The sequence below is a fragment of the Citrobacter sp. Cf116 genome (assembly GCF_030336505.1).
GTDB classification, from domain to species: Bacteria; Pseudomonadota; Gammaproteobacteria; order Enterobacterales; family Enterobacteriaceae; genus Citrobacter; species Citrobacter freundii.
In genome coordinates, this window is sequence record NZ_JAOWEQ010000029.1 from 41,073 (window position 1) to 61,934 (window position 20,862).

General features: G+C 52.2%; 19 protein-coding genes. 2 read left to right on the forward strand and 17 right to left on the reverse strand.

Features of this window, described 5'->3' with window-relative positions; all coding sequences use genetic code 11:
* Positions 1-151: 151 nt before the first annotated feature.
* From flhE to tar, 9 genes are all read right to left on the reverse strand, one after another.
* Positions 152-544 carry a flagellar protein FlhE gene (gene flhE, locus OGV74_RS04250; RefSeq protein WP_003034667.1) on the reverse strand — a complete coding sequence of 131 codons (393 nt, stop codon included), beginning with the start codon at positions 542-544 and terminating at the stop codon, positions 152-154.
* A complete protein-coding gene (flhA, locus tag OGV74_RS04255) occupies positions 544-2,622 on the reverse strand; it encodes a flagellar biosynthesis protein FlhA (RefSeq protein ID WP_003034666.1) in 2,079 nt (692 codons plus the stop codon). The genes flhE and flhA overlap by 1 nt, the downstream gene beginning before the upstream one ends.
* Positions 2,615-3,766, reverse strand: coding sequence for a flagellar biosynthesis protein FlhB (gene flhB / locus OGV74_RS04260; protein ID WP_086504027.1), 1,152 nt, complete (start codon positions 3,764-3,766; stop codon positions 2,615-2,617). Before flhB ends, flhA begins: the two co-directional genes overlap by 8 nt.
* 158 nt (positions 3,767-3,924) lie before the next feature.
* Positions 3,925-4,569 carry a protein phosphatase CheZ gene (gene cheZ, locus OGV74_RS04265; protein ID WP_003034659.1) on the reverse strand — a complete coding sequence of 215 codons (645 nt, stop codon included), beginning with the start codon at positions 4,567-4,569 and terminating at the stop codon, positions 3,925-3,927.
* Between the two features lie 10 nt (positions 4,570-4,579).
* Complete coding sequence (cheY, locus tag OGV74_RS04270) at positions 4,580-4,969, reverse strand: chemotaxis response regulator CheY (protein WP_003034656.1); 390 nt, start codon at positions 4,967-4,969, stop codon at positions 4,580-4,582.
* A gap of 17 nt (positions 4,970-4,986) precedes the next feature.
* Positions 4,987-6,036: a protein-glutamate methylesterase/protein-glutamine glutaminase gene (locus OGV74_RS04275; RefSeq protein ID WP_003034651.1), complete on the reverse strand. Its 1,050-nt coding sequence runs from the start codon at positions 6,034-6,036 to the stop codon at positions 4,987-4,989.
* Positions 6,033-6,905 (reverse strand): protein-glutamate O-methyltransferase CheR, encoded by an 873-nt coding sequence (gene cheR, locus OGV74_RS04280; protein WP_003034649.1) that lies wholly within the window; start codon positions 6,903-6,905, stop codon positions 6,033-6,035. The genes OGV74_RS04275 and cheR overlap by 4 nt, the downstream gene beginning before the upstream one ends.
* Before the next feature lie 19 nt (positions 6,906-6,924).
* Positions 6,925-8,526, reverse strand: coding sequence for a methyl-accepting chemotaxis protein IV (gene tap / locus OGV74_RS04285; RefSeq protein WP_071698265.1), 1,602 nt, complete (start codon positions 8,524-8,526; stop codon positions 6,925-6,927).
* A 43-nt stretch (positions 8,527-8,569) separates the two neighbouring features.
* Positions 8,570-10,225, reverse strand: a complete 1,656-nt coding sequence (gene tar / locus OGV74_RS04290) for a methyl-accepting chemotaxis protein II (protein WP_086504025.1) — start codon at positions 10,223-10,225, stop codon at positions 8,570-8,572.
* 406 nt (positions 10,226-10,631) lie between these two features.
* On the opposite strand from tar, the gene OGV74_RS04295 reads away from it, so the two are divergent.
* Positions 10,632-11,891, forward strand: a complete 1,260-nt coding sequence (locus OGV74_RS04295) for a dicarboxylate/amino acid:cation symporter (RefSeq protein WP_086504024.1) — start codon at positions 10,632-10,634, stop codon at positions 11,889-11,891.
* Positions 11,892-11,967: 76 nt separating this feature from the next.
* Here OGV74_RS04295 and cheW read toward each other — a convergent pair whose 3' ends face one another.
* The 6 genes from cheW to flhD all read right to left on the reverse strand — a co-directional run bounded on the left by cheW (position 11,968) and on the right by flhD (position 17,393).
* Positions 11,968-12,471: a chemotaxis protein CheW gene (gene cheW / locus OGV74_RS04300; protein ID WP_003034638.1), complete on the reverse strand. Its 504-nt coding sequence runs from the start codon at positions 12,469-12,471 to the stop codon at positions 11,968-11,970.
* A gap of 20 nt (positions 12,472-12,491) precedes the next feature.
* Positions 12,492-14,528: a chemotaxis protein CheA gene (cheA, locus tag OGV74_RS04305; RefSeq protein ID WP_003034635.1), complete on the reverse strand. Its 2,037-nt coding sequence runs from the start codon at positions 14,526-14,528 to the stop codon at positions 12,492-12,494.
* Between the two features lie 4 nt (positions 14,529-14,532).
* Complete coding sequence (gene motB, locus OGV74_RS04310) at positions 14,533-15,462, reverse strand: flagellar motor protein MotB (RefSeq protein WP_003034631.1); 930 nt, start codon at positions 15,460-15,462, stop codon at positions 14,533-14,535.
* Positions 15,459-16,346 carry a flagellar motor stator protein MotA gene (gene motA / locus OGV74_RS04315; protein WP_003034628.1) on the reverse strand — a complete coding sequence of 296 codons (888 nt, stop codon included), beginning with the start codon at positions 16,344-16,346 and terminating at the stop codon, positions 15,459-15,461. The genes motB and motA overlap by 4 nt, the downstream gene beginning before the upstream one ends.
* A 124-nt stretch (positions 16,347-16,470) precedes the next feature.
* On the reverse strand, positions 16,471-17,055 hold the full coding sequence (gene flhC / locus OGV74_RS04320; protein ID WP_008785071.1) for a flagellar transcriptional regulator FlhC: 585 nt from the start codon (positions 17,053-17,055) through the stop codon (positions 16,471-16,473).
* Positions 17,052-17,393: a flagellar transcriptional regulator FlhD gene (flhD, locus tag OGV74_RS04325; protein ID WP_003034622.1), complete on the reverse strand. Its 342-nt coding sequence runs from the start codon at positions 17,391-17,393 to the stop codon at positions 17,052-17,054. Before flhD ends, flhC begins: the two co-directional genes overlap by 4 nt.
* A 793-nt stretch (positions 17,394-18,186) precedes the next feature.
* Between flhD and uspC the strand changes: the two genes are divergently transcribed.
* The gene (gene uspC / locus OGV74_RS04330; RefSeq protein ID WP_061548584.1) at positions 18,187-18,615 is read left to right on the forward strand and encodes a universal stress protein UspC; all 429 of its coding nucleotides are present in this window, start codon (positions 18,187-18,189) and stop codon (positions 18,613-18,615) included.
* Between the two features lie 17 nt (positions 18,616-18,632).
* On the opposite strand, the gene otsA is transcribed toward uspC, so the two are convergent.
* Positions 18,633-20,054 (reverse strand): alpha,alpha-trehalose-phosphate synthase, encoded by a 1,422-nt coding sequence (gene otsA, locus OGV74_RS04335; protein WP_048217997.1) that lies wholly within the window; start codon positions 20,052-20,054, stop codon positions 18,633-18,635.
* A complete protein-coding gene (gene otsB, locus OGV74_RS04340) occupies positions 20,029-20,832 on the reverse strand; it encodes a trehalose-phosphatase (protein ID WP_003034610.1) in 804 nt (267 codons plus the stop codon). Before otsB ends, otsA begins: the two co-directional genes overlap by 26 nt.
* Positions 20,833-20,862: the final 30 nt, after the last annotated feature.

Sequence of the window (20,862 nt, forward strand, 5' to 3'; positions counted from 1 at the left end):
GCCAGAAGGATTCGTGAAATGGCAACAATACAAAGAGTCCGGCAACGTACGTCACTTATTTTATAAAACTGCGTTTCTATTTAATTGAATGAGAGACTGAAATGTTGAAACAACCAGCAGTTTCAACTGCTGGTTTGAATGACGGAGGGTGTTAACGGTAGTTCACAATCACCTGATTGCTCTGAATGCGTAACGCGGGGATCAGGCGACCACCGCCGGGGACTTCCCAGACAAAATGCATCGGTTCAATGGCCGGAACATTATTGAACCCGTTGGTGGTCCCACTTTGCCCGTCCAGCTCGACACAACGGGACTGAGAACATAAACGCACCCGCAGACCTGCGGGCGTGGGGCCATTCAGCTCATAGCGCCAGGCTACCAGCGTCATTAAGCCTGAGACCGGCTGGCCAGGAACCAAAGGCGCAGACGAGGCTGACTGGCCACGGTGATTTAAGGTGATCCCCATACCGCTTGCCTGCCAGGCCCCTTCTCCGGCGGCCTGCGCCACCAGAGGAAAAAACAACAACCACAGTAACTTGCGCATTATTTACCTCCAATGGTCGCCGTCATGCGGATATGGCGGTTATCGGAAAGCTCCATGTTCGATAACACCACCAACTGCGGGATGCTGCGACGTAAAAACCGCGCCAGCAGCGGACGCAACGCGTGATTAACCAGCAAGACAGGCGGCGCGCCCAACATTTCCTGCCGGGACAGCGCTTCCTGTGTTTGGGCCAACAGGCGGTCTGCAAGCCCAGGCTCCAGGCCTCCCCCCCCCTGCAGCGCTTGCAGCAGCAAACGCTCGAGCGGAGTATCAAGACCGATAACCTGAACCTCTTCATTCCCCGGGAACCACTGCTGAGTGATGGCGCGTCCCAACGCAACACGGACGACCGCGGTAAGCTCATGCGGATCGTTTTGCAGCGGCGCATGTTCCGCCAGCGTTTCAAGAATGGTGCGCATATCACGAATCGGTACTTTCTCGTCCAGTAAGTTCTGCAGCACTTTATGTAGCGTGGTGAGCGTCACAACGCCCGGCACCAGATCTTCCGTCAGCTTTGGCATTTCCTGCGACACTCGATCCAGTAACTGCTGCGCTTCCTGACGGCCAAACAGCTCAGCGGCGAACTGGCCAATCAGGTGATTTAGATGCGTAGCAACAACAGTACTGGCTTCAACCACCGTAAAGCCCTGAATCTGCGCCTGTTCCTTCAATGCGCTTTCAATCCAGATAGCGTCCAGTCCGAAAGCCGGATCGACCGTTTTCTCGCCCGGCAGCGACCCGGCAGCAGTACCCGGGTTAATGGCCAGCCAGCGTCCCGGATAGGCGTCACCGCTGCCAATTTCTACCCCTTTCATCAAAATTCGATAGCGGGCCGGCTGCAGATCCATATTGTCACGGATGTGTACCACCGGCGGCAGGAAGCCCATATCCTGAGCAAATTTCTTACGAATACTGCGAATTCGCCCCAGTAACTCGCCATCCTGCTGAAAGTCCACCATTGGGATCAGGCGATAACCTACCTCCATTCCCAGCGAATCTTCCAACTGCACGTCGTTCCACGTGGCTTCCACCACGGAGTTGTTTTCCGGCATTTTCACCGGCTGCGGTTCATCTGGCGCTTTTTGCTCACGACCGCGCATCCACCAGGCCAGGCCCAGCAATGCGGCAGTAAACATCAGAAACACCAGGTTCGGCATGCCCGGAACCAGGCCCAAAAGTCCAAGTACCGCCGCACTGAGCAACATGACACTAGGATTGCTGAACAGTTGGGTCACCATCTGTTCGCCTACGTCCTGGTCGGTACTCACGCGGGTCACGATAACGCCCGCCGCGGTAGAGATAACCAGCGCAGGAATTTGTGCCACCAGCCCGTCACCGATGGTCAGCAGGGTATAACTTTCCGCAGCGCTGCCCATGCTCATACCATGCTGCAACACCCCAACTAACAGACCGCCGACTACGTTGATCACCATGATCAAAATACCGGCAATGGCGTCTCCACGGACGAATTTACTCGCACCGTCCATTGAGCCGTAAAAATCCGCTTCCTGGGTCACTTCCGAGCGTCGTTTTTTAGCTTCATCTTCGCCAATCAGACCGGCATTCAAATCCGCATCAATCGCCATCTGCTTGCCGGGCATACCATCCAGCACGAAGCGCGCGCCAACCTCGGCGATACGCCCTGCACCTTTGGTGATTACCATAAAGTTAATGATGACGAGAATCACGAAGACCACGATGCCGATCGCAAAGTTACCGCCCACCAGGAAGTGACCAAAAGCTTCAACCACCTTCCCCGCCGCCGCCGCGCCGGTGTGTCCTTCCATCAAAATGATACGGGTCGACGCGACGTTCAGCGCCAGGCGTAATAATGTGGTAAACAGCAAAATCGTCGGGAATGCGGCAAATTCCAGCGTACGCTGGGTGAACATCGCCACCAGCAGTACCATGATCGACAGCGCAATGTTAAATGTGAACAGCAAATCGAGGACGAAAGCCGGCAGCGGCAGCACCATCATCGACAGGATCAGCAGGATGAGGATCGGTCCGGCAAGGATTTGCCATTGCGTGGATTTCAGGTTGCTGGGCAAACGCAGCATCGCGACCAGATTAGCCATCAGTATTCTTCTCGTTCATGAAATCCAGTGCTTCAGGCACCGGAAGGTTTTCAGGTTGTGGTGGACGTTTGCCGCCAGCCAGACGCCAGCGTTTTAGCTGCCATACCCATGCCAGCACTTCGGCAACGGCGGCATATAATTGACCCGGTATTTGCTGACCAATTTCAGCATGGCGATAGAGCGCACGCGCCAGTGGTGGCGCTTCTAACGTAGGGACACGGTGCTCTGCGCCAATTTCACGAATGCGCAGCGCAACCAGCCCGGCCCCCTTAGCGACAACTTTCGGCGCACTCATTTTGTTCTCGTCATACTTCAACGCTACTGAGTAGTGCGTAGGGTTAGTGACAATAACGTCTGCTTTTGGTACATCCGCCATCATGCGACGCTGAGCGGCCGCGCGCTGCATTTGACGAATTTTGCCCTTAACGTGCGGGTCACCTTCGCTTTGCTTAAATTCGTCACGGATATCCTGGCGCGACATGCGCAGCTTTTTCAGATGGCTGTAAATCTGGAAAAAAACGTCGAATCCCACCATCGGAATGACGCCAAGCACCACCAACAACGCGCACATGCCGACTAAATCCAGGGCGTTGCCCATCGCCGTAATCGGAGATTCAACCATCAGCCGCATCATCTCTGGCCACTTGTGCCAGAGATAAAACCCGGCCACGCTGCCCACTAACGTCGACTTCAGTATCGCTTTGAGCAGTTCTGCGCCGGTTTGCGCGGAAAACATGCGCTTAATGCCCGGCAACGGATTCAGCTTAGAGAATTTGGGTTGCAGGGATTTACCGCTGAAAATCAAGCCGCCAAGCATCACCGGGGAGATTAATGCCACCAGAACGACGCCGGTAATCAACGGCAACAGCGCAATCATCGCGTCTTTAATCAGCAGGATGATTTGGCTGAGGATCAGGTTTGGATCGTTGACCATACTGTGGTCAAAACGTAATCCGGCCGACAGCATACCGGCCAGTCTGCGGGCAAGCGACTCCCCGCCAATCCAGATAATACACACGCCCACCAGCAAAATAAGTAGTGAGGTTAGCTCTTTGGATCGGGGGATCTGCCCTTCTTCCCGCGCTTTTTCAAGTCGGTGGGGTGTGGGGGCTTCTGTTTTGTCGTCGTCGCTTTCTTCTGCCACGCATCAGACCCTGGATAGAGATATAGGCGAGAATGATGCCAGAACAGCTATCCAGCAATGGGAAGAGTAAGCGGTAAAAAAGACGGGATTTATGGCTTTAAGCAGAATTGCGCGTAAGCCGGATGAGAGGCCCACGCCTCACATCCGGCAAATACTCATCAGAACCCGAGGCTATCCAGCAGGTCGTCAACCTGATCCTGGCTTGCCACTACGCCAGCTTTCGAGGCGTCAACCTGCGGGCCGTTCAGCAAGCTTTCGTTTTCACGTTTAGGACGAGCGCCCTGTTCCGGAATGTTTTCCAACAGAACCATCAGCAGCTGACGTTCAATTTCCTGGATAACATCCATCATGCGCTTGATGACCTGTCCGGTGAGATCCTGGAAATCCTGCGCCATCATGATGTCCAGCAACTGGGCATTGGTAAAGCTGGTATGTCCGGGCACATCACCAAGGAACTGACGGGTATCGGTGACCAGTTCACGAGCGTCTGACAGTTCGATCGGATTTTCGAACCATTCATCCCAGCGTTTGGTCAGGTCTTTGGCCCCTTTTTCCATCGCGTCCTGGTGCGGCTGCGAAGCTTCGACGCTGTTCAGCGCGCGCTCTGCCGCCTGAGCGGTCATCTGTACAACGTAATCGAGACGATCGCGGGCATCGGGAATTGCTTCTGCCGCTTCGGCAATGGCCTGATCCAGCCCCAGTTCACGCAGGCTGTCGCGCAGCATTCGGGTCAAACTGCCGATGCGCGCGATGATGTCCCCTGCAGAGTGTTCGTCAGCAGGTTTAATTTGTGGTTGCATCATCATCACACCCTCACATGCCCAGTTTCTCAAAGATTTTATTCAGTTTTTCTTCCAGCGTCGCCGCCGTGAACGGTTTCACGACATAGCCACTGGCGCCTGCCTGTGCCGCCGCAATGATGTTCTCTTTTTTCGCTTCCGCCGTGACCATCAGCACCGGCAGAGAAGCCATCCCACCATCTGCACGGATGGTTTTCAGCAGTTCCAGTCCATCCATGTTCGGCATGTTCCAGTCAGAAATAACAAAACCGAATCCCCCTGCCTGCAGCTTGTTCAGCGCATCCACGCCATCTTCAGCCTCTTCAACATTGTTGAATCCCAGCTCTTTAAGCAGGTTACGCACGATGCGACGCATGGTGGAAAAGTCATCCACAACCAAAAACTTAAGCTCTTTATCCGCCATAAAAATAAACTCCTGATTCAAATACGTATTGCCTGTCCGGCACTAATTTTCACCAGCATTTGCTGGCTCACCTGGCTAAGATCGACCACTTCGCTTACGCCACCCATATTGATGGCCTCGCGCGGCATGCCGAACACCACACAACTTGCTTCGTTTTGCGCAATGGTCCAGGCACCCGCCTGGTTCATCGCTAACATTCCGGCTGCGCCATCGTTGCCCATACCGGTCAGGATCACCCCAACGGCATTACGCCCCGCATGTTTCGCCACCGAATGAAACAGCACATCCACTGAGGGCCGGTGCCGGTTAACCGGCGGACCGTCATGAATTTTGATTTGATAGTTCGCGCCGCTGCGCGCCAGCTCCATATGCTTGTCGCCAGGCGCGATATACGCATGCCCAGGGAGAACGCGCTCTCCGTCCTCTGCCTCTTTCACGGTAATCTGACACAGTTTGTTCAGACGTTCGGCGAACGAACGGGTAAATCCTGGCGGCATATGCTGGGTAATAAGAATACCGGGACTTGAAAGCGGCAATGGCTGGAGTACATGGCGAATTGCCTCTGTTCCTCCGGTTGAGGCGCCGATGACCAGCAGTTTTTCTGAACTGAGTAATGGCCCCGTTTTCAAGGTCGTCGGTGCCGCCAAGGGTTTGTGGGCGGCCAGTTTTGCCCGCGATGCGGTGCGGATTTTCTCCGCAATCATCTCGCTATACGCCAGCATGCCTTCGCGGATCCCCAACTGAGGCTTGGTGACAAAGTCAATCGCCCCTAGTTCCAGGGCCCGCAGCGTGACCTCAGAACCTTTACCGGTCAGTGAAGAAACCATAACCACCGGCATCGGACGCAGGCGCATCAACTTCTCAAGGAAATCGAGGCCATCCATGCGCGGCATTTCCACGTCCAGCGTCAGGACGTCGGGATTGTATTTTTTGATTAAATCCCGGGCGACCAACGGATCCGGCGCCGTCGCCACCATTTCCATATCACTGTGGCTGTTAATAATTTCGGTCATGATTTGACGCATCAATGCAGAATCATCTACCGACAACACCCTGATTTTACTCATGCTTTATCCTTACCTGGCGCATGCGCATACACGGTCTGTCCACGCAGGCTAAACTCGCGCACAAGGTTGCTAAAGTTTTCTGAATGACCTGCAAACAGCAGTCCGTCAGGTTTAAGAAGTGGAACAAAACGGTGCAAAATGTCCTGCTGCGTCGTTTTATCGAAATAGATCATCACGTTACGGCAAAATATGGCATCAAAAGGGCCTGGCACGTTGTACTGCTTATCCAGTAAATTGACGCTGGAAAATTCAACATGACCTGCCAGTTCCTGCCGAACGCGTACCAACCCTTCATGCGGCCCGGTGCCGCGCATGAAATAACGCTGCAACTGCTGGGGTGACAGCGTCTTTAGCTCATCGAGGCGGTAAATGCCGTTTCTGGCCTTTTCCAGCACTTCGGTATCAATGTCGCTGGCAAAAACACGCCAGCGGCCCGGTGCCATACCTAAGGTATCGGCAAGCGTAATCGCAATGCTGTAGGGTTCTTCTCCGGTTGATGCCGCCGCGCTCCAGACGCGGTATTCACCGCTGCGCCGACGAGCATGATCTGACAGCACCGGAAAATGATGCCCTTCGCGAAAAAATGCGGTCAGGTTGGTAGTCAGGGAGTTAATAAAAGCCTGCCACTCAGCACTGTTCTGGTTAGCTTCCAGCATGCTGAGATAGCGACCAAAGTCATCCAGCCCCAGGGTACGCAAACGGCGGACCAGGCGGTTATAAACCATATCCCGCTTGTGGTCGGCCAGTACGATCCCCGCACGCTGGTAGATTAATTGACATATCCGACGAAAATGCGCGTCAGACAGCGCGAGGCGCTGTGTCATCTGTAACAATAATGACGTTTGCCCGGTGGGCAGAGATGATGTCATAGCGCCTTCTCAATCACATTCAGGATACAACGGGCACAACCTGCGGCTGCGCCAACTCTTGTTTTGCTACGGTTTGCTCTTCAAGCTTGAAAAATGCGACACAGGCGGAAAGATTATCGGCCTGTGTGGCGAGTTGTCCGGTGGCGGATGCGGCTTCTTCCACCAGCCCGGCGTTTTGCTGCGTCACTGAGTCCATCTGGCTGACGGCCTGCGCCACCTGCTCAATGCCTCTGCGCTGTTCATCGGATGCCGAGGCAATCTCGCCCATGATGTCGTTAACCCGGGTCACCGAACTGACAATTTCCGTCATCGTGCGCGACGCCATATCCACCAGTTGCGAGCCCTGATGCACCCGGGTGACTGACTCCTCAATGAGCCCCTTAATTTCTTTCGCCGCCTGCGCGCTACGGCTTGCCAGATTACGCACTTCACCAGCGACGACGGCAAAACCACGCCCTTGCTCCCCTGCCCTGGCGGCCTCGACCGCGGCATTCAACGCCAGGATATTGGTCTGGAAGGCAATGCTGTCAATCACGCCGATTATGTCGCCGATTTTCTGCGAGCTGGCAGAAATCTCATGCATGGTGCTGGCAACCCGGGACGTCTGCTCGCCACCTTTATGCGCTGTGTCTGCCGCACTTTTGGCGATTCCTGACGCCTGGCGAGCGTTATCAGCGTTCTGGCCGACGGTGGCGGTAAGTTGTTCCATGCTAGCCGCCGTTTGTGCCAGCGCGGCCGCCTGCTGTTCGGTTCGCGAAGATAAATCGTTATTGCCCATCGCGATTTCTGAAATACCGCTATGCATGGCTGAGCTGCCCTGACGAACGTCATTTACTGTTTCGCGTAATGCCTTTTGCATCTTCTGCAGGCTGGCAAAAATGGCCGAGATCTCATTGCGCCCATAAACCGCTACTGGCCGCGCCAGATTCCCCGCGGCAATACTGTCGAAATGGCTGCCAATAATCGCCAGCGGCTGAACAATCATCTTGCGTGACCAGAACAGCGCACCGCTGGTGAGCAGTGCTGCCAGGACCACCATGGTGGCGAAAATCACCCCCGACATATGGTAATTGCGCTGACTCTGCTCTCCTGCCGTTTGCAACACGCGGTCGATATTGCTCTGCCACGCATTCACATTCGCATCAAAAGCATCTTGAGCCGCCTGCACCGGCGCGGTCAGAAAATCTGACAACTGATTGTTTTCAAGCCAGGTGGCCTGATGCGCGAGATCGCTGTGCCACTGGTTGAAACTTTTCTCCGTCGCGCTTAACAGCGCCTTGCCTTGTTCCGTCGAATCCGACGTCGCCATAAAGCGTTTAAACATCAATTCAGACTGCGCCAGGCTGTCGCGCGCAAGGGTCATCAGGGTTTTGATGTCCTCTGGCGGATAGCTCAGGGCGGTCAGCGTCCCTGCCTTATTAAGGGCCGTACTGGCCTGTAATAACACAGCGCGGGTTTGGGCCAGCGCAGCGCGTTGCTGATTACTCCGTTCGACCTGATTCAGGTTCTGAAAACCGTCCCGAAATGCCCAGAAGGACAAGCCATTACTGCCAATCTGCAAAACACCGCAGAGGATTAAAATCAAAAACAGCGTGGTCGAAATTCGAATACGATTAAACATCAACGCTCCCATCAGGCGGCACTGGCCGCGGTTTAACTGTCAGTCAAAATGTTTCCCAATTCGTATCTTGTTCAATGCTCTGGCGCGGATAGGATGCGCTCGGCGCTGCAGGTAATCGTGTATCGCGTGGTTTTGTCGAGGCCGGACGTGACGCAAGACGGAAAGTCGATACCGACTGCGTCAGGCGACTGGCCTGTTCTTCAAGAGCGGCCGCTGCGGCAGCCGACTCCTGTACCAAAGAGGCGTTCTGCTGCGTAACGCGATCCATTTCAGAGACCGCGAGCGCAACCTGATCAATCCCCCGGCTTTGCTCGTCGGAGGCCGAGGCAATCTCACCCATGATATCGGTCACCCGCGTCACGGCATTGACGATGTCGTTCATCGTTTCCCCAGCGCTTTCTACCAGTACAGAACCGGTATCAACCCGGGAAACGGAATCTTCAATCAATGCTTTAATCTCTTTCGCCGCCTGCGCACTACGGCTTGCCAGATTACGCACTTCTCCCGCCACCACGGCAAAGCCGCGGCCTTGCTCACCGGCGCGGGCAGCTTCAACCGCCGCGTTCAGTGCGAGAATGTTGGTCTGAAAGGCAATGCCATCGATGACGCTAATGATGTCGGCAATTTTCTTCGAGCTATCGGCAATTTCGTGCATGGTGTTCACCACGCTATCAACCACTTTGCCGCCATGCTGCGCGGTGTCCGAGGCGCTTTTCGCCAGTTGCGAGGCCTGACGTGCATTGTCCGCGTTTTGCTTCACGGTTGCGGTCAGCTGTTCCATGCTGGCTGCGGTCTCTTCCAGCGCAGACGCCTGCTGTTCCGTACGAGATGAGAGGTCCGTGTTTCCGCTGGCAATTTCGCTGGTACCGGAATAAATCGCATCAGAGCCTTCACGCACCAGAGTGACGGTTTCCGTCAGCGAGCGCTGCATATGATCAACCGTACTGGCCAACTCGCCGATTTCGTTACGGCCACTAACGGCGAGAGTTGCGGTCAGGTTACCGCTGGCGATTTCCCGAATATGGGCAATAACACGGGACAGAGGATTAAGCAGGGTATGACGGATGCCGTACCAGACAACCACCAGAATCAGCACCAGCACCAAGGCCAGCACGCCAAGCTGCCATTGGGCGAAATGGTAATCCCGCGCGCTTTGATCAAATGCCTGAACGTAAAGCTTTTCGCTAACGCTGGCGTACTTGCCCAGCGCCTCGCCGAGCGCGTTTTGCATTCCCTGCGTAGGCTGCGCAAAGTAGGCGTCCATATTGCCGCTTTCCAGAAACTGAACCAGTTCTGCCAAGGCCGCATGGTACTGCTGATATTTTTCCTCAACGTTGCCGCTGGCTTCTGCCATTTCCGGCAACGGTGTGATGTTTTTAAATTTTGCGTAATGCGTTTCAGCTTGCGCCAGCGATGCTTTCGCATTCTTCAGCAGATCGTTTTTGGCACTGCTTTGCTGGTTAGACGCATCCATCATCATGCGCGCAGAAGAACGGCTTAAATTGATTCGTGTTTGCAGCATCAGATCCCATGTTGAGGTGAGTTCACTTTGCTGCTGTCGAAGATCGTTAGAAATAACAAAACTTTGCTGATTCTGCTGCAATGAAGAAAACAACAGACCACCGGAAACAAGCTGTAGCAGTGCGAAAACCCCCAGCACCATCATCAGCATTGTGACAACGCGGATACGGTTAAACATAAGGCACCTTCCTGAAAACGAGTTACCAACGTTATCGGCAGTGGCAGAGATAACTTTACGTTTGCAAAAAGGAAATCCTGAAGGGATGTGAAGCCTGGCGAGGGGAAGGTAAAACGGGTGTGCAGCAACCACAAATTATTCACATAAAAACACCATAATTATCATGCAAATAACATTCATACTCATCAGTGAGCACGGCCAGATTGGCTGAAATACACTTTTCTGTGTGATTTGGATCACACATACGCATCGTAAATACCACAACAAAATGGATAAAAAATTAAAAAAAGTTGTATCCGTTTACGCTTTAATCCAATTTATATGATGAATACTTCGTTACCACTTAATAAGTATAAAAAATGAGTAACCGATCAATAAATGTTAAATCCTTACAGAGGGCTTTTTAGTGGCAAATGCAAACAAACTCACGTTGTTTATCGTGATCTTCATGCTGGCGGGGATCCTGTCGGGTGCGGTGATCCACTCTTATGCCTCCCCCGGCGTTGTGACCGCCTGGGCCGATAATATTACGCTTCTCACCGACATCTTTTTACGTCTGATTAAGATGGTGATTGCGCCTTTAGTATTCAGCACCCTGACCGTTGGTATTATGCGCCTGGGGGAAACGTCCACCATCGGTCGCGTGGGCGGCAAAGCGATGGTCTGGTTTATCAGCTCTTCTGTATTGTCTATTCTGGTCGGTCTGTTTGTGGTTTCCCTTGAGCAACCCGGGAGCGGGTTAAACCTTACGATCCCGCTGGAAGCCACCGACACCGGTCTGGCCGTAGGCGGCATGAGCCTGAAAGGTTTTCTGACACATACCATTCCAACCAGCATAGCCGAGGCAATGGCTAACAATGAGATCCTGCAAATCGTGGTGTTCTCAATGTTCTTCGGTATTGGTGGAGCATCGCTCGGAGAGAAATTTAACGCTCCGCTGGTTGCCGCGCTGGATGTGGTTTCCCACATTATGCTGAAAGTGACCGGCTACGTGATGTACGTCGCGCCGCTGGCAATTTTTGCCGCCATCTCTTCCGTAATCTCTACCCAGGGTCTGGGGATCCTGCTTAACTATGCATCGTTTATCGGCGGCTACTATGTGGCGATTTTGCTGACCTGCCTGGTTCTGTTGGCGGTGGGTTATGTCATGCTGAAAAAAGAGGTCTTTCGCCTGGTGAGCATGCTGAAAGACCCGGTTCTGGTCGCATTCACCACCAGCAGCTCTGAGGCCGCTTATCCGAAAACGCTTGAGCAATTAACTAAATTTGGCTGCTCACCCAACATCGTGTCATTCGTGCTGCCTATCGGTTATTCGTTCAACCTGGTCGGTTCCATGGTCTACTGTTCATTTGCCTCCATGTTTATCGCGCAGGCCTATAATATTCACCTCTCTTTCGCAGAAATCGCCGTCCTGATGCTGACGCTGATGCTGGCGTCCAAAGGAATTGCAGGTGTGCCACGTTCAGCACTGGTGGTGCTGGCGGCAACCATCCCGAGCTTCAATATTCCGGTTGCCGGAATTCTGCTACTGATGGGTATTGACCACTTCCTGGATATGGGACGTTCAGCAATCAACGTATTAGGTAACGGGATTGCAACGGCGATGCTGGCGCAGGATGAAGGTTTACTGGAAGAAGAACCTGAGCTGGTTGAGCGGGAAGCGTAAGAAGGAAATCGGCCGGATGCGCTACGCTAATCCGGCCTACAACAGTAATCATTGTAGGCCGGATGAGTTATGGCGATTATGCGACGTGGGAAGCGGCAATATCCAGCAGCGCCATTTCTTCGCTGTTCAGCAGCTTCTCAATGTTGACCAGAATCAGCATCCGGTCACCCAGCGCACCCAATCCCGTCAAATATTCCGTCGACAGCGTGACCGCAAACTCCGGTGCCGGACGGATTTGATCCGTTGTCAGCGACAACACATCCGAAACTCCATCCACCACAATCCCAACCACCCGCTGACCCAGGTTCAGCACAATCACCACGGTGTTTTCGTTGTAATCCACATCACTCTGGCTAAATTTCACGCGCAGGTCGACGATAGGCACAATCACACCACGCAGGTTCGTGACGCCTTTGATAAACGCAGGCGTGTTAGCGATGCGCGTCACCTGATCATAACCACGGATTTCCTGCACTTTCAGGATATCGATACCGTACTCTTCATCCCCCAGCGTAAACACGAGGAATTCCTGACCTGACGGTTCGCCGGCCAGTTTAGTTACATTACTCATACCGGTCATATTCTTCCCTTCTCACTCAATCAGGCGGCTGTGATCGCCACACGTTGTTCGCGGTTTAATCCCTGCAATGCAGAGACATCGACAATCAGCGCGACGCTGCCGTCGCCGAGGATCGTTGCTGCAGAAATACCTGGCACTTTGCGGTAGTTGCTTTCCAGGTTTTTGACCACTACCTGGTGTTGACCAATTAACTGATCGACCAGCAGCGCATAGCGACGCCCTGCACTTTGTAAAATAACCACAATGCCCTGAGTCGCTTCAGTTTTAGCGCCTTCAACCTCAAAGACTTTCCACAACTCAACCAACGGTAAATATTCGCCACGCACTTCCAGAACGCGTTCGCCTCCGGCCAACGGATGGAGATCTTCTTCGCGCGGTTGCAGCGATTCCATAACGGCATTTAGTGGCAGAATGAAGACCTCATCCGCCACACGCACGGACATCCCGTCGAGGATCGCCAACGTCAGCGGCAGCAGAATGCGAATAGTGGTCCCCTGTCCCTGTTTGGACTGGATCTCAACATGGCCGCCCATCTCCTGGATATTTCGCTTCACCACATCCATACCCACGCCGCGTCCGGAGACATCCGTCACCTGTTCGGCGGTCGAAAAGCCTGGAGCGAAGATCAACATACCCACTTCGTCATCGCTCATATTTTCGTGGATCGGCATGCCCTGGGAGATAGCTTTGGCCAGGATACGTTCGCGGTTCAGGCCAGCGCCATCGTCGGTCACTTCAATACAAATATTCCCACCCTGGTGCTCCGCGGAAAGCGTCAGATTGCCGATTGGGCTTTTGCCGGATTCAAGGCGTTTTTCCGGCAGTTCGATACCATGGTCGAGGCTGTTACGCACCAGGTGCGTCAACGGATCGATGATGCGTTCAATCAGGCTCTTATCGAGTTCGGTTGAGCTACCTACCTGCGTCAGCTCGACCTGTTTACCCAGCTTACCGGCCAGATCGCGCACCAAACGAGGGAAACGACTGAACACATACTCCATTGGCATCATACGAATCGACATCACCGACTCTTGCAAATCGCGGGCGTTACGTTGTAACTGACCCATGCTGGTGATGAGATCGCCATGATTGACGGGATCCAGTTCGTTAGATCGCTGGGCCAGCATCGACTGGGTGATGACCAACTCACCGACCAGGTTAATAAGCTGATCGACCTTCTCAACCGCTACGCGGATGCTGGTCGACTCGCTGGCGCGGGCTGGTTTTTCACGCTCCGCGCGCCCATGTGGCGCTTCACTGGCGGCGGCTTTCACCGCTGGCGCAACGGCAACCGGCTGCGGCTTCGCGACAACGGCTACCTCTTCAGTTTCAACAGTCGCGGGCGCTGCGCTGACGGTTTCGAATTCAATTTGGTCAGCTTCAATGACAAAGCAGAGTACTGCAATGATGTCATCTTCTGCGAGGTTGCCATCAAGCGTAGCTGACAGCGTGTCGCTTCCTTTTACCACATCGGTTAAGGTCGCCAGATTCCCCAGTTCCTCTTCCAGCAAATCCACTTCGCTGGCTTTCAGACGCGAGAGAGTAATGCGTTTTTTACTCTCTTCACTGGCGAGTTCAGGCTTTGCAACCGCCTCTTCCTGCATCGCGGTGCTATCAACAACGCTCAGTTTTGCTGAGTTGACAACTGACGGTGCGGTTTCACCTTTCGCTTCGAGCGCTAACTGCCGTAACGCCTGGCAAATGTACTCAAAACTGTCGGCATCAGGCTCCACTGAGCTTTTATAGGCGTCGAGCTGTTCCTGCATAATATCTTTCGTTTCCAAAAACAGGTTGATAATGTCGGCATTGAGCTGCATCTCGCCACGCCGCGCTTCATCCAGCAGGTTTTCCATCAGATGGGTCGTTTCCTGCAAAATGGTAAAGCCGAAGGTGCCCGCCCCGCCTTTAATCGAGTGCGCTGCACGAAAAATGGCATTCAGCTGTTCGGAGTCCGGGGCTTCAGGAACCAAATCAAGAAGGTGTTGCTCCATATCAGCCAACAGTTCGTCAGCTTCATCAAAAAATGTCTGATAAAAATCGCTAATATCCATGCTCACGCTATCACCTCGGATTGGCTGGTGGCGATGTGGGAACGCTTACCGGCGGGAGTTCCGCTGGCCGTTGTAAGACACTTACCGGCTCATTCTGGCTTTCAGCGTTTTCATGCAAAATGGCCTCTTCTGCCTGCTTATTGAGAACCAGCAGGCTAATACGGCGGTTGATAGCGTCTTCAGGACCGCGATCGCTCAGACGCATCGTGGCGGCCATACCTACCACACGTAATACTTTTCCATCATCCAGACCGCCGCTAACCAGCTCGCGACGCGATGCATTTGCGCGATCAGCAGACAATTCCCAGTTGCTGTACCCTTTCTCACCATTCGCGTAAGGGTAATCATCCGTGTGACCGGAAAGGCTGATCCGGTTAGGGATCCCGTTTAGCACTGGTGCAATCGCGCGCAGGATATCGCGCATGTACGGCTCAACTTCAGCACTACCGGTCTTAAACATTGGGCGATTCTGACTGTCGATAATCTGTATCCGCAGCCCTTCCTGAACTAAATCAATCTTTAAATGCGGACGCAGCGCTCGCAGTTTGGGATCGGATTCAATCAGTTGATCGAGATCGCCACGAAGTTTGCTCAAGCGGCTCTGTTCCATACGTTTTCTCAGGTCATCAATATTCGGCTGCTTGTTCACCTCACCCTGCTGCTGGGTGTAATCATCCCCGCCGCCTGGAATCGGGCTTTGGCTATTCGAAATACGATTTCCCCCGGTCACCGCGGTGGCCAGCGGTGTACGGAAATATTCGGCAATCTGGATCAATTCTTTAGGGCTGGATATAGAAATGAGCCACATCACCAGAAAGAAGGCCATCATCGCGGTCATAAAATCGGCGTAGGCGATTTTCCACGAGCCATGCGCCCCACCACCGTGATTCTTATGTTTGCGTCGCTTTACAACGATAATGGGATGGGCCTGATTTTTCATGCGTCCTCGGTCGTCTGTTGCGCAGTTGGATTTCTCACCGCACGAACATGTTCTTCCAGTTCGATAAACGAAGGACGTTCGCTGGAGTACAGAGTCTTACGACCGAATTCAACGGCAATCGGCGGCGCGTAGCCATTCAGATTGGAGAGCAGCGTTATCTTCACGCACTGCATCATTTTGGTTGTTTCAGCGCTTTTCTGGCGCAGAACGCTGGCAAGCGGAGAAATAAATCCATAGGCCAGCAAAATACCGAGGAATGTTCCCACCATCGCATGCGCAATCAACGCCCCCAGCTCTGCTGCCGGGCGATCGGCAGAAGCCAGTGCATGCACAACACCCATAACGGCCGCGACGATCCCGAATGCCGGCAGTGAGTCGCCGACCATCGCCAGACTATTCGCCGGAACTTCGGCCTCACTCTCATGAGTCTCAATTTCTTCGTCCATCAGCGCTTCAATTTCAAACGTATTCATATTGCCGCTGATAATCAGGCGTAGATAATCGACAATAAAATCAAGCATTACGGCATCGGCAAGAATGCGCGGATAGCTAGCGAAGATTTCACTTTCTTTTGGGTTTTCGATGTCGCGCTCAAGCGAGAACATGCCCTGTTGACGTGACTTGGCCATCAGGCGATACAGGAGCGCCAGCAGATCCATATACATCGCTTTGGTGTATTTCGAACGACGGAAAAGCAGCGGGATCGCTTTCATCGTCCCTTTGATGGCTTTCCCGTTATTACCGACGATGAATGCCCCAATACCCGCGCCACCGATAATCACCAGCTCAGCCGGTTGATAGAGTGCCCCAAGGTGTCCGCCGGTCATCATGTAACCGCCGAAAACTGTACCAATAACAACCAGGTAACCTAATAAGATAAGCACGACATCATCCTTTCGCAATTGACTATGACAGGATGCGCAGTCGGGCAATTAACGTAAGGTCAGGACAAAAAAAAGCAGCGGTAATCGCTTACCGCTGCTGGAGTGTTCATCCACACCGTATCAGTTAAACAGCCTGTTCGATCTGTTCATCCAGCAGTTGTGGAATAATATCGGCAGCATTCTGGGAAAGTTTACGTCTTTTTACGGCCCTTGATGGCGGCTGGCATAAACTACAGGCAAAGCTGCCTGCGGGTTGGTGTGCATGGGTGATAAAATTCCCACCGCAGCAATTGCATTGGGACAACTCCAGCAATCCGCTGTCGACAAATCGTACCAGCGTCCACGCGCGAGTTAACGCCAGCAATGGCCCTTCTTCAGGCTGCGGACACTGCTCAAGATATAACCGATACGCCTTAATCACGGCATCCACGCCGCTACAGAGACCCGTTTTGAGCAGGAATTGCCATGCATTGCAAAACATCGACGCATGAATATTTTGTTCCCACGTCATAAACCAGTCGGTGGAAAACGGGAGCATCCCTTTTGGCGGAGGACTACCGCGTAATTCTTTGTACAGCTTGATTAATCGACCACGGCTTAATTGCGTTTCGCTTTCCAGCATTTGCAAACGGGCGCCCAATGTGATTAATTCCATTGCCAACTGGATATCACGCGCTTCCTGAACAATGCTTTTTTCGCTCATCATCAAGCCCTTTTCTTACGTGCTGCATCATCGATGTCGCTTAACAGGCGTGTTGAAAGCATGATACCAGTATGAATTTGCTGAAGATCGTCAACGCGGGAGTCTTGCGTCAGGCGAGTAACAGTCTGGTGATCGTCGAAACGGAAATGACATACCAGTTGGTTTGTTTCGGCCAGTTTGACCATTTGAGGAAGTGTTAATGTTGCCAACGTGTCCGCCATTTCCTCGCTGATACCAAGGCGAAACATCGCAGATGCTTTGTCCTGAACGATCAAACGCTGTGCAAGCAATAAATATGACAAATTGATGTCATAAATGTGTTTCAGCAACTCGGATGTATGCATTATTTGCATCCATAATAACCAACATTGTTTTCATGCGGTAAAACCGCACCCCGTGATGTCGCCGGGAAGGCCCGGTAAAAAAAAGCAAAAGGTCAAATACATAGCAGCGTAACGACACTTACGCGTCGTCTAAACAATCCCTTTTAAGAAGGCAGCGTCCCTTACAAGCTCACATCAATTCTTACAAATGTCTAAGATTTTTCCTAATTCGACGCAACTCTACCCGCCGTCAGTTACACATACAACGGAGCTATGCTGCGAATTTAAAGAATATGTGATCAAGATCACATAAACCAGCCAAACACTTAACATAAATCCATCAGCGTGGCTTTTACTTTGCTTATTTCTTAACCTTCCATTATCCATTTCGATTCCTGATGTACGAATATTCTTGCAATAAAAGCGAATAGTATTATGTTCACGACCGTTAATATCACGCCGTGAAATAGCGAGCTGGATCACATATTTAACTCAAAAAACTTTTTTAATTAAATTCTTTATAAACAATGACTTAAATATTTAGAGCGATTAATTAATACCGCGATGTGACGACCTTGCAAATGTTAATGTATGTTTATTTTTTATTAACACATTGTTTTCATTAGCCGTGGGTTTTACTTAAGTTACCTGAACATATCTGCAACCAATATGAATCGATTATTCTATTTATAAGAATAATTAATGAATAATCATGATGACATTCACACTATGAAGGAAGGAAACGTTGCAGTATGGAGTAAGCTGAGTAAAGCTGAAAAGCCCTCTCATAATTCTTGAAAAAAAGGAGCGAGTTATGAGCTATTCGCACATTCTTGTTGCTGTTGCCGCCACCCCTGAAAGTCAGCAGTTGTTAAACAAGGCGGTTTCTATCGCTCGCCCTGTCAACGCCCGAATTAGCCTGATTACACTGGTCTCAGACCCCGAACTGTATAACCAGTTTGCAGCTCCCATGCTGGAAGACCTGCGTGAAGTCATGCAGGAAGAAACTCAGGATTTTATCGACAAACTTAGCAAAGAAGCAGAATACCCCATTGAGCATACCTTTATTACCTATGGGGCTCTGAATGAACATATCCTGGATGTATGCCGCAAATACGCCATTGACCTGGTCATTTACGGCAACCATAACCACAGTTTTTTTTCACGCGCTTCCTGTTCAGCGAAAAGCGTGATTCATACCAGCCAGGTGGACGTTCTTCTGGTTCCGCTAGCCGGAGATTAATACACAGCGCCAGGACTTCATGCGAGTTTAGAACAGGAAGAAATATTGTCTGGCAGTTGGCATTGACTCCGACGCGGCGTGACTGTTTTAAGATCACTAATGAACGTCGCCTGCCAGTTGTCGATATCGTTTTTAACGATAGTCTCAAGCATTTCAGCGTGGCGCGAGATGCGTTCGGTAAGTGGCATCGTCAGCGCCTGGTTTAATGCGCCTGCCACTTCATCCCGGTCATAAGGATTAACAATAAGCGCAGAGGTTAGCTCATTCGCCGCCCCGGCAAATTGCGATAAAACCAGCACGCCAGGGTTAGCAGGATCCTGTGCGGCCACAAACTCTTTCGCCACCAGGTTCATACCATCGCGCAACGGGGTCACCAATCCTACGTCAGAGTAGCGGAAGATCTTCATCAGCAATTTACGATCAAAGTACTGGTTCAGATAGTAAAGCGGCGTCCAGCCCAGTTGCCCATATTTGCCGTTGATTCGCCCTGCTTCTGTTTCCAGTTGGTGGCGAATATCCTGATAGGCCTGCACCTCTTCACGCGAGGTCGGCGCTATCTGCGTATAGCGAATTTTACCGTGGTGCTGCGGATAATGTTCCAGTAAGGCCTCGTAGGCCTGAAAGCGCTCCGGCAAGCCTTTGGAATAATCCAGACGCTCCACGGAGAAAATATTCTGCACATTTTTAAGCTCCGCTTTTAGCTGCGCCAGTTTTGGCGGCAGCGGCCCGGACGCCTGTCGTGCAATCTCATCAGGTTCGATACCGATGGGATAGACCTGAGTGCGAAACGCTTTTCCCCATGCCAGGTGCTGCTTATCTTTATGCGTGGACACCCGAGTCTGGGCTGCGAGACAGTCCAGAAAAGCCTGGCGATCGTTTTCGGTCTGGAAACCAAGTAAATCAAAGTCACACATTTGCTCAAGTAGCGCCAGATGTGGAGGGAGCGCATTAAAAATTTCCGGCGTCGGAAAAGGAATATGCAGGAAAAAACCGATGCGGTTATTCACACCGCGCTTACGTAACTCGCAGGCAAACGGCAACAGATGGTAATCATGAATCCAGATGATGTCGTCATCGCCAAGCAGCGGCAGAAGTTTATCTACCAGTAAGGCATTAACCCGTTGGTAGCCTTCCCAGGCAGAGCGCTGAAACTGAACTAAATCCAGTCGATAGTGAAATGCGGGCCATAAAACCGCATTTGAAAACTGGCAGTAATACTCTTCGTAATCTTGCTCACTCAAATTAAACGAGGCCCAGGTGATATTGCCACGCGTGACTTTTTTTAACGGTTTATCCTCATTACCTGTATCACCACTCCAGCCAAACCACAGACCACCAGCAGCTTTTAACGCGCCCAGTACACCGACCGCGAGCCCACCCGCGCTCCCTTTGTCATCTGGTGAGGCGATACGATTAGATACTACGACTAAACGACTCATAGCCACCTCTTCTGTTATTCGTTGCTTTCGATTCTTGCTGCGAAGAGTTAATTTGCTCCAGCCAGCGCCAGACATCCCTGACGCCATCCAGACGCCATGTCGCCTGCGTCGGCCCGATCCCCACCTTCACGGAAATACCGCCAGCGCGGTTAACCACAGCAAATCCTGTTTCATCTGTCAGATCATCACCGAAAAACACAGGGATCCGGCCAGCAAAAGGCGCTTCCTGCATAAATGCAGCTATCGCGTCGCCTTTATTGCTGCCCTTAGGCTTTATTTCCACGACACATTTTCCGTGCTGCAGAGCAAGCTGCGGCCATCTGCGCGTGATGCGTTCAGCCAGGGTAATCAGCGCAGCTTCGTGTTCGGGTGCCTGGCGATAGTGCAACGCGAAAGCCATACCTTTGGTTTCCAGCGTCGTCCCCGGTAACGTCACTAACGCTGCGTGTAATAAAGCCCCAGCTTCACGCTCGATACCTTCAGGCAGGTGTACTATGTGCGTTTGACCATTGATGTCACGGCGTTCTGCCCCATGCACTCCGGCAAGCGGAAAACGAAACGGAGTAGTGAGTGCGTCAAGCTCAACCATTGAGCGCCCTGAAATCAATGCCAGCGCATCCGCATTATGCGTCGCTAACTGATGTAAACATTGCAGGATTGCCTTAGGGACAACGACCTGGTCGGGAAAGGGTTTAATCTCAGCAAGTGTCCCATCGAGATCAAAAAAGTAAGCACAGTTTACAGATTGTTCAGGGGGTAAGATCAGTGATGCTGTCACCCGGTTATCCTCCTCATCATAGTCAGAACG

Coding starts and splice junctions, on each gene's coding strand:
- flhE (WP_003034667.1), bottom strand. CDS start 544: ATGCGCAAGTTACTGTGGTTGTTGTTTTTTCCTCTGGTGGCGCAGGCC.
- flhA (WP_003034666.1), bottom strand. CDS start 2,622: ATGGCTAATCTGGTCGCGATGCTGCGTTTGCCCAGCAACCTGAAATCC.
- cheZ (WP_003034659.1), bottom strand. CDS start 4,569: ATGATGCAACCACAAATTAAACCTGCTGACGAACACTCTGCAGGGGAC.
- cheY (WP_003034656.1), bottom strand. CDS start 4,969: ATGGCGGATAAAGAGCTTAAGTTTTTGGTTGTGGATGACTTTTCCACC.
- OGV74_RS04275 (WP_003034651.1), bottom strand. CDS start 6,036: ATGAGTAAAATCAGGGTGTTGTCGGTAGATGATTCTGCATTGATGCGT.
- cheR (WP_003034649.1), bottom strand. CDS start 6,905: ATGACATCATCTCTGCCCACCGGGCAAACGTCATTATTGTTACAGATG.
- tap (WP_071698265.1), bottom strand. CDS start 8,526: ATGTTTAATCGTATTCGAATTTCGACCACGCTGTTTTTGATTTTAATC.
- tar (WP_086504025.1), bottom strand. CDS start 10,225: ATGTTTAACCGTATCCGCGTTGTCACAATGCTGATGATGGTGCTGGGG.
- cheW (WP_003034638.1), bottom strand. CDS start 12,471: ATGACCGGTATGAGTAATGTAACTAAACTGGCCGGCGAACCGTCAGGT.
- motB (WP_003034631.1), bottom strand. CDS start 15,462: ATGAAAAATCAGGCCCATCCCATTATCGTTGTAAAGCGACGCAAACAT.
- flhD (WP_003034622.1), bottom strand. CDS start 17,393: ATGCATACATCCGAGTTGCTGAAACACATTTATGACATCAATTTGTCA.
- uspC (WP_061548584.1), top strand. CDS start 18,187: ATGAGCTATTCGCACATTCTTGTTGCTGTTGCCGCCACCCCTGAAAGT.
- otsA (WP_048217997.1), bottom strand. CDS start 20,054: ATGAGTCGTTTAGTCGTAGTATCTAATCGTATCGCCTCACCAGATGAC.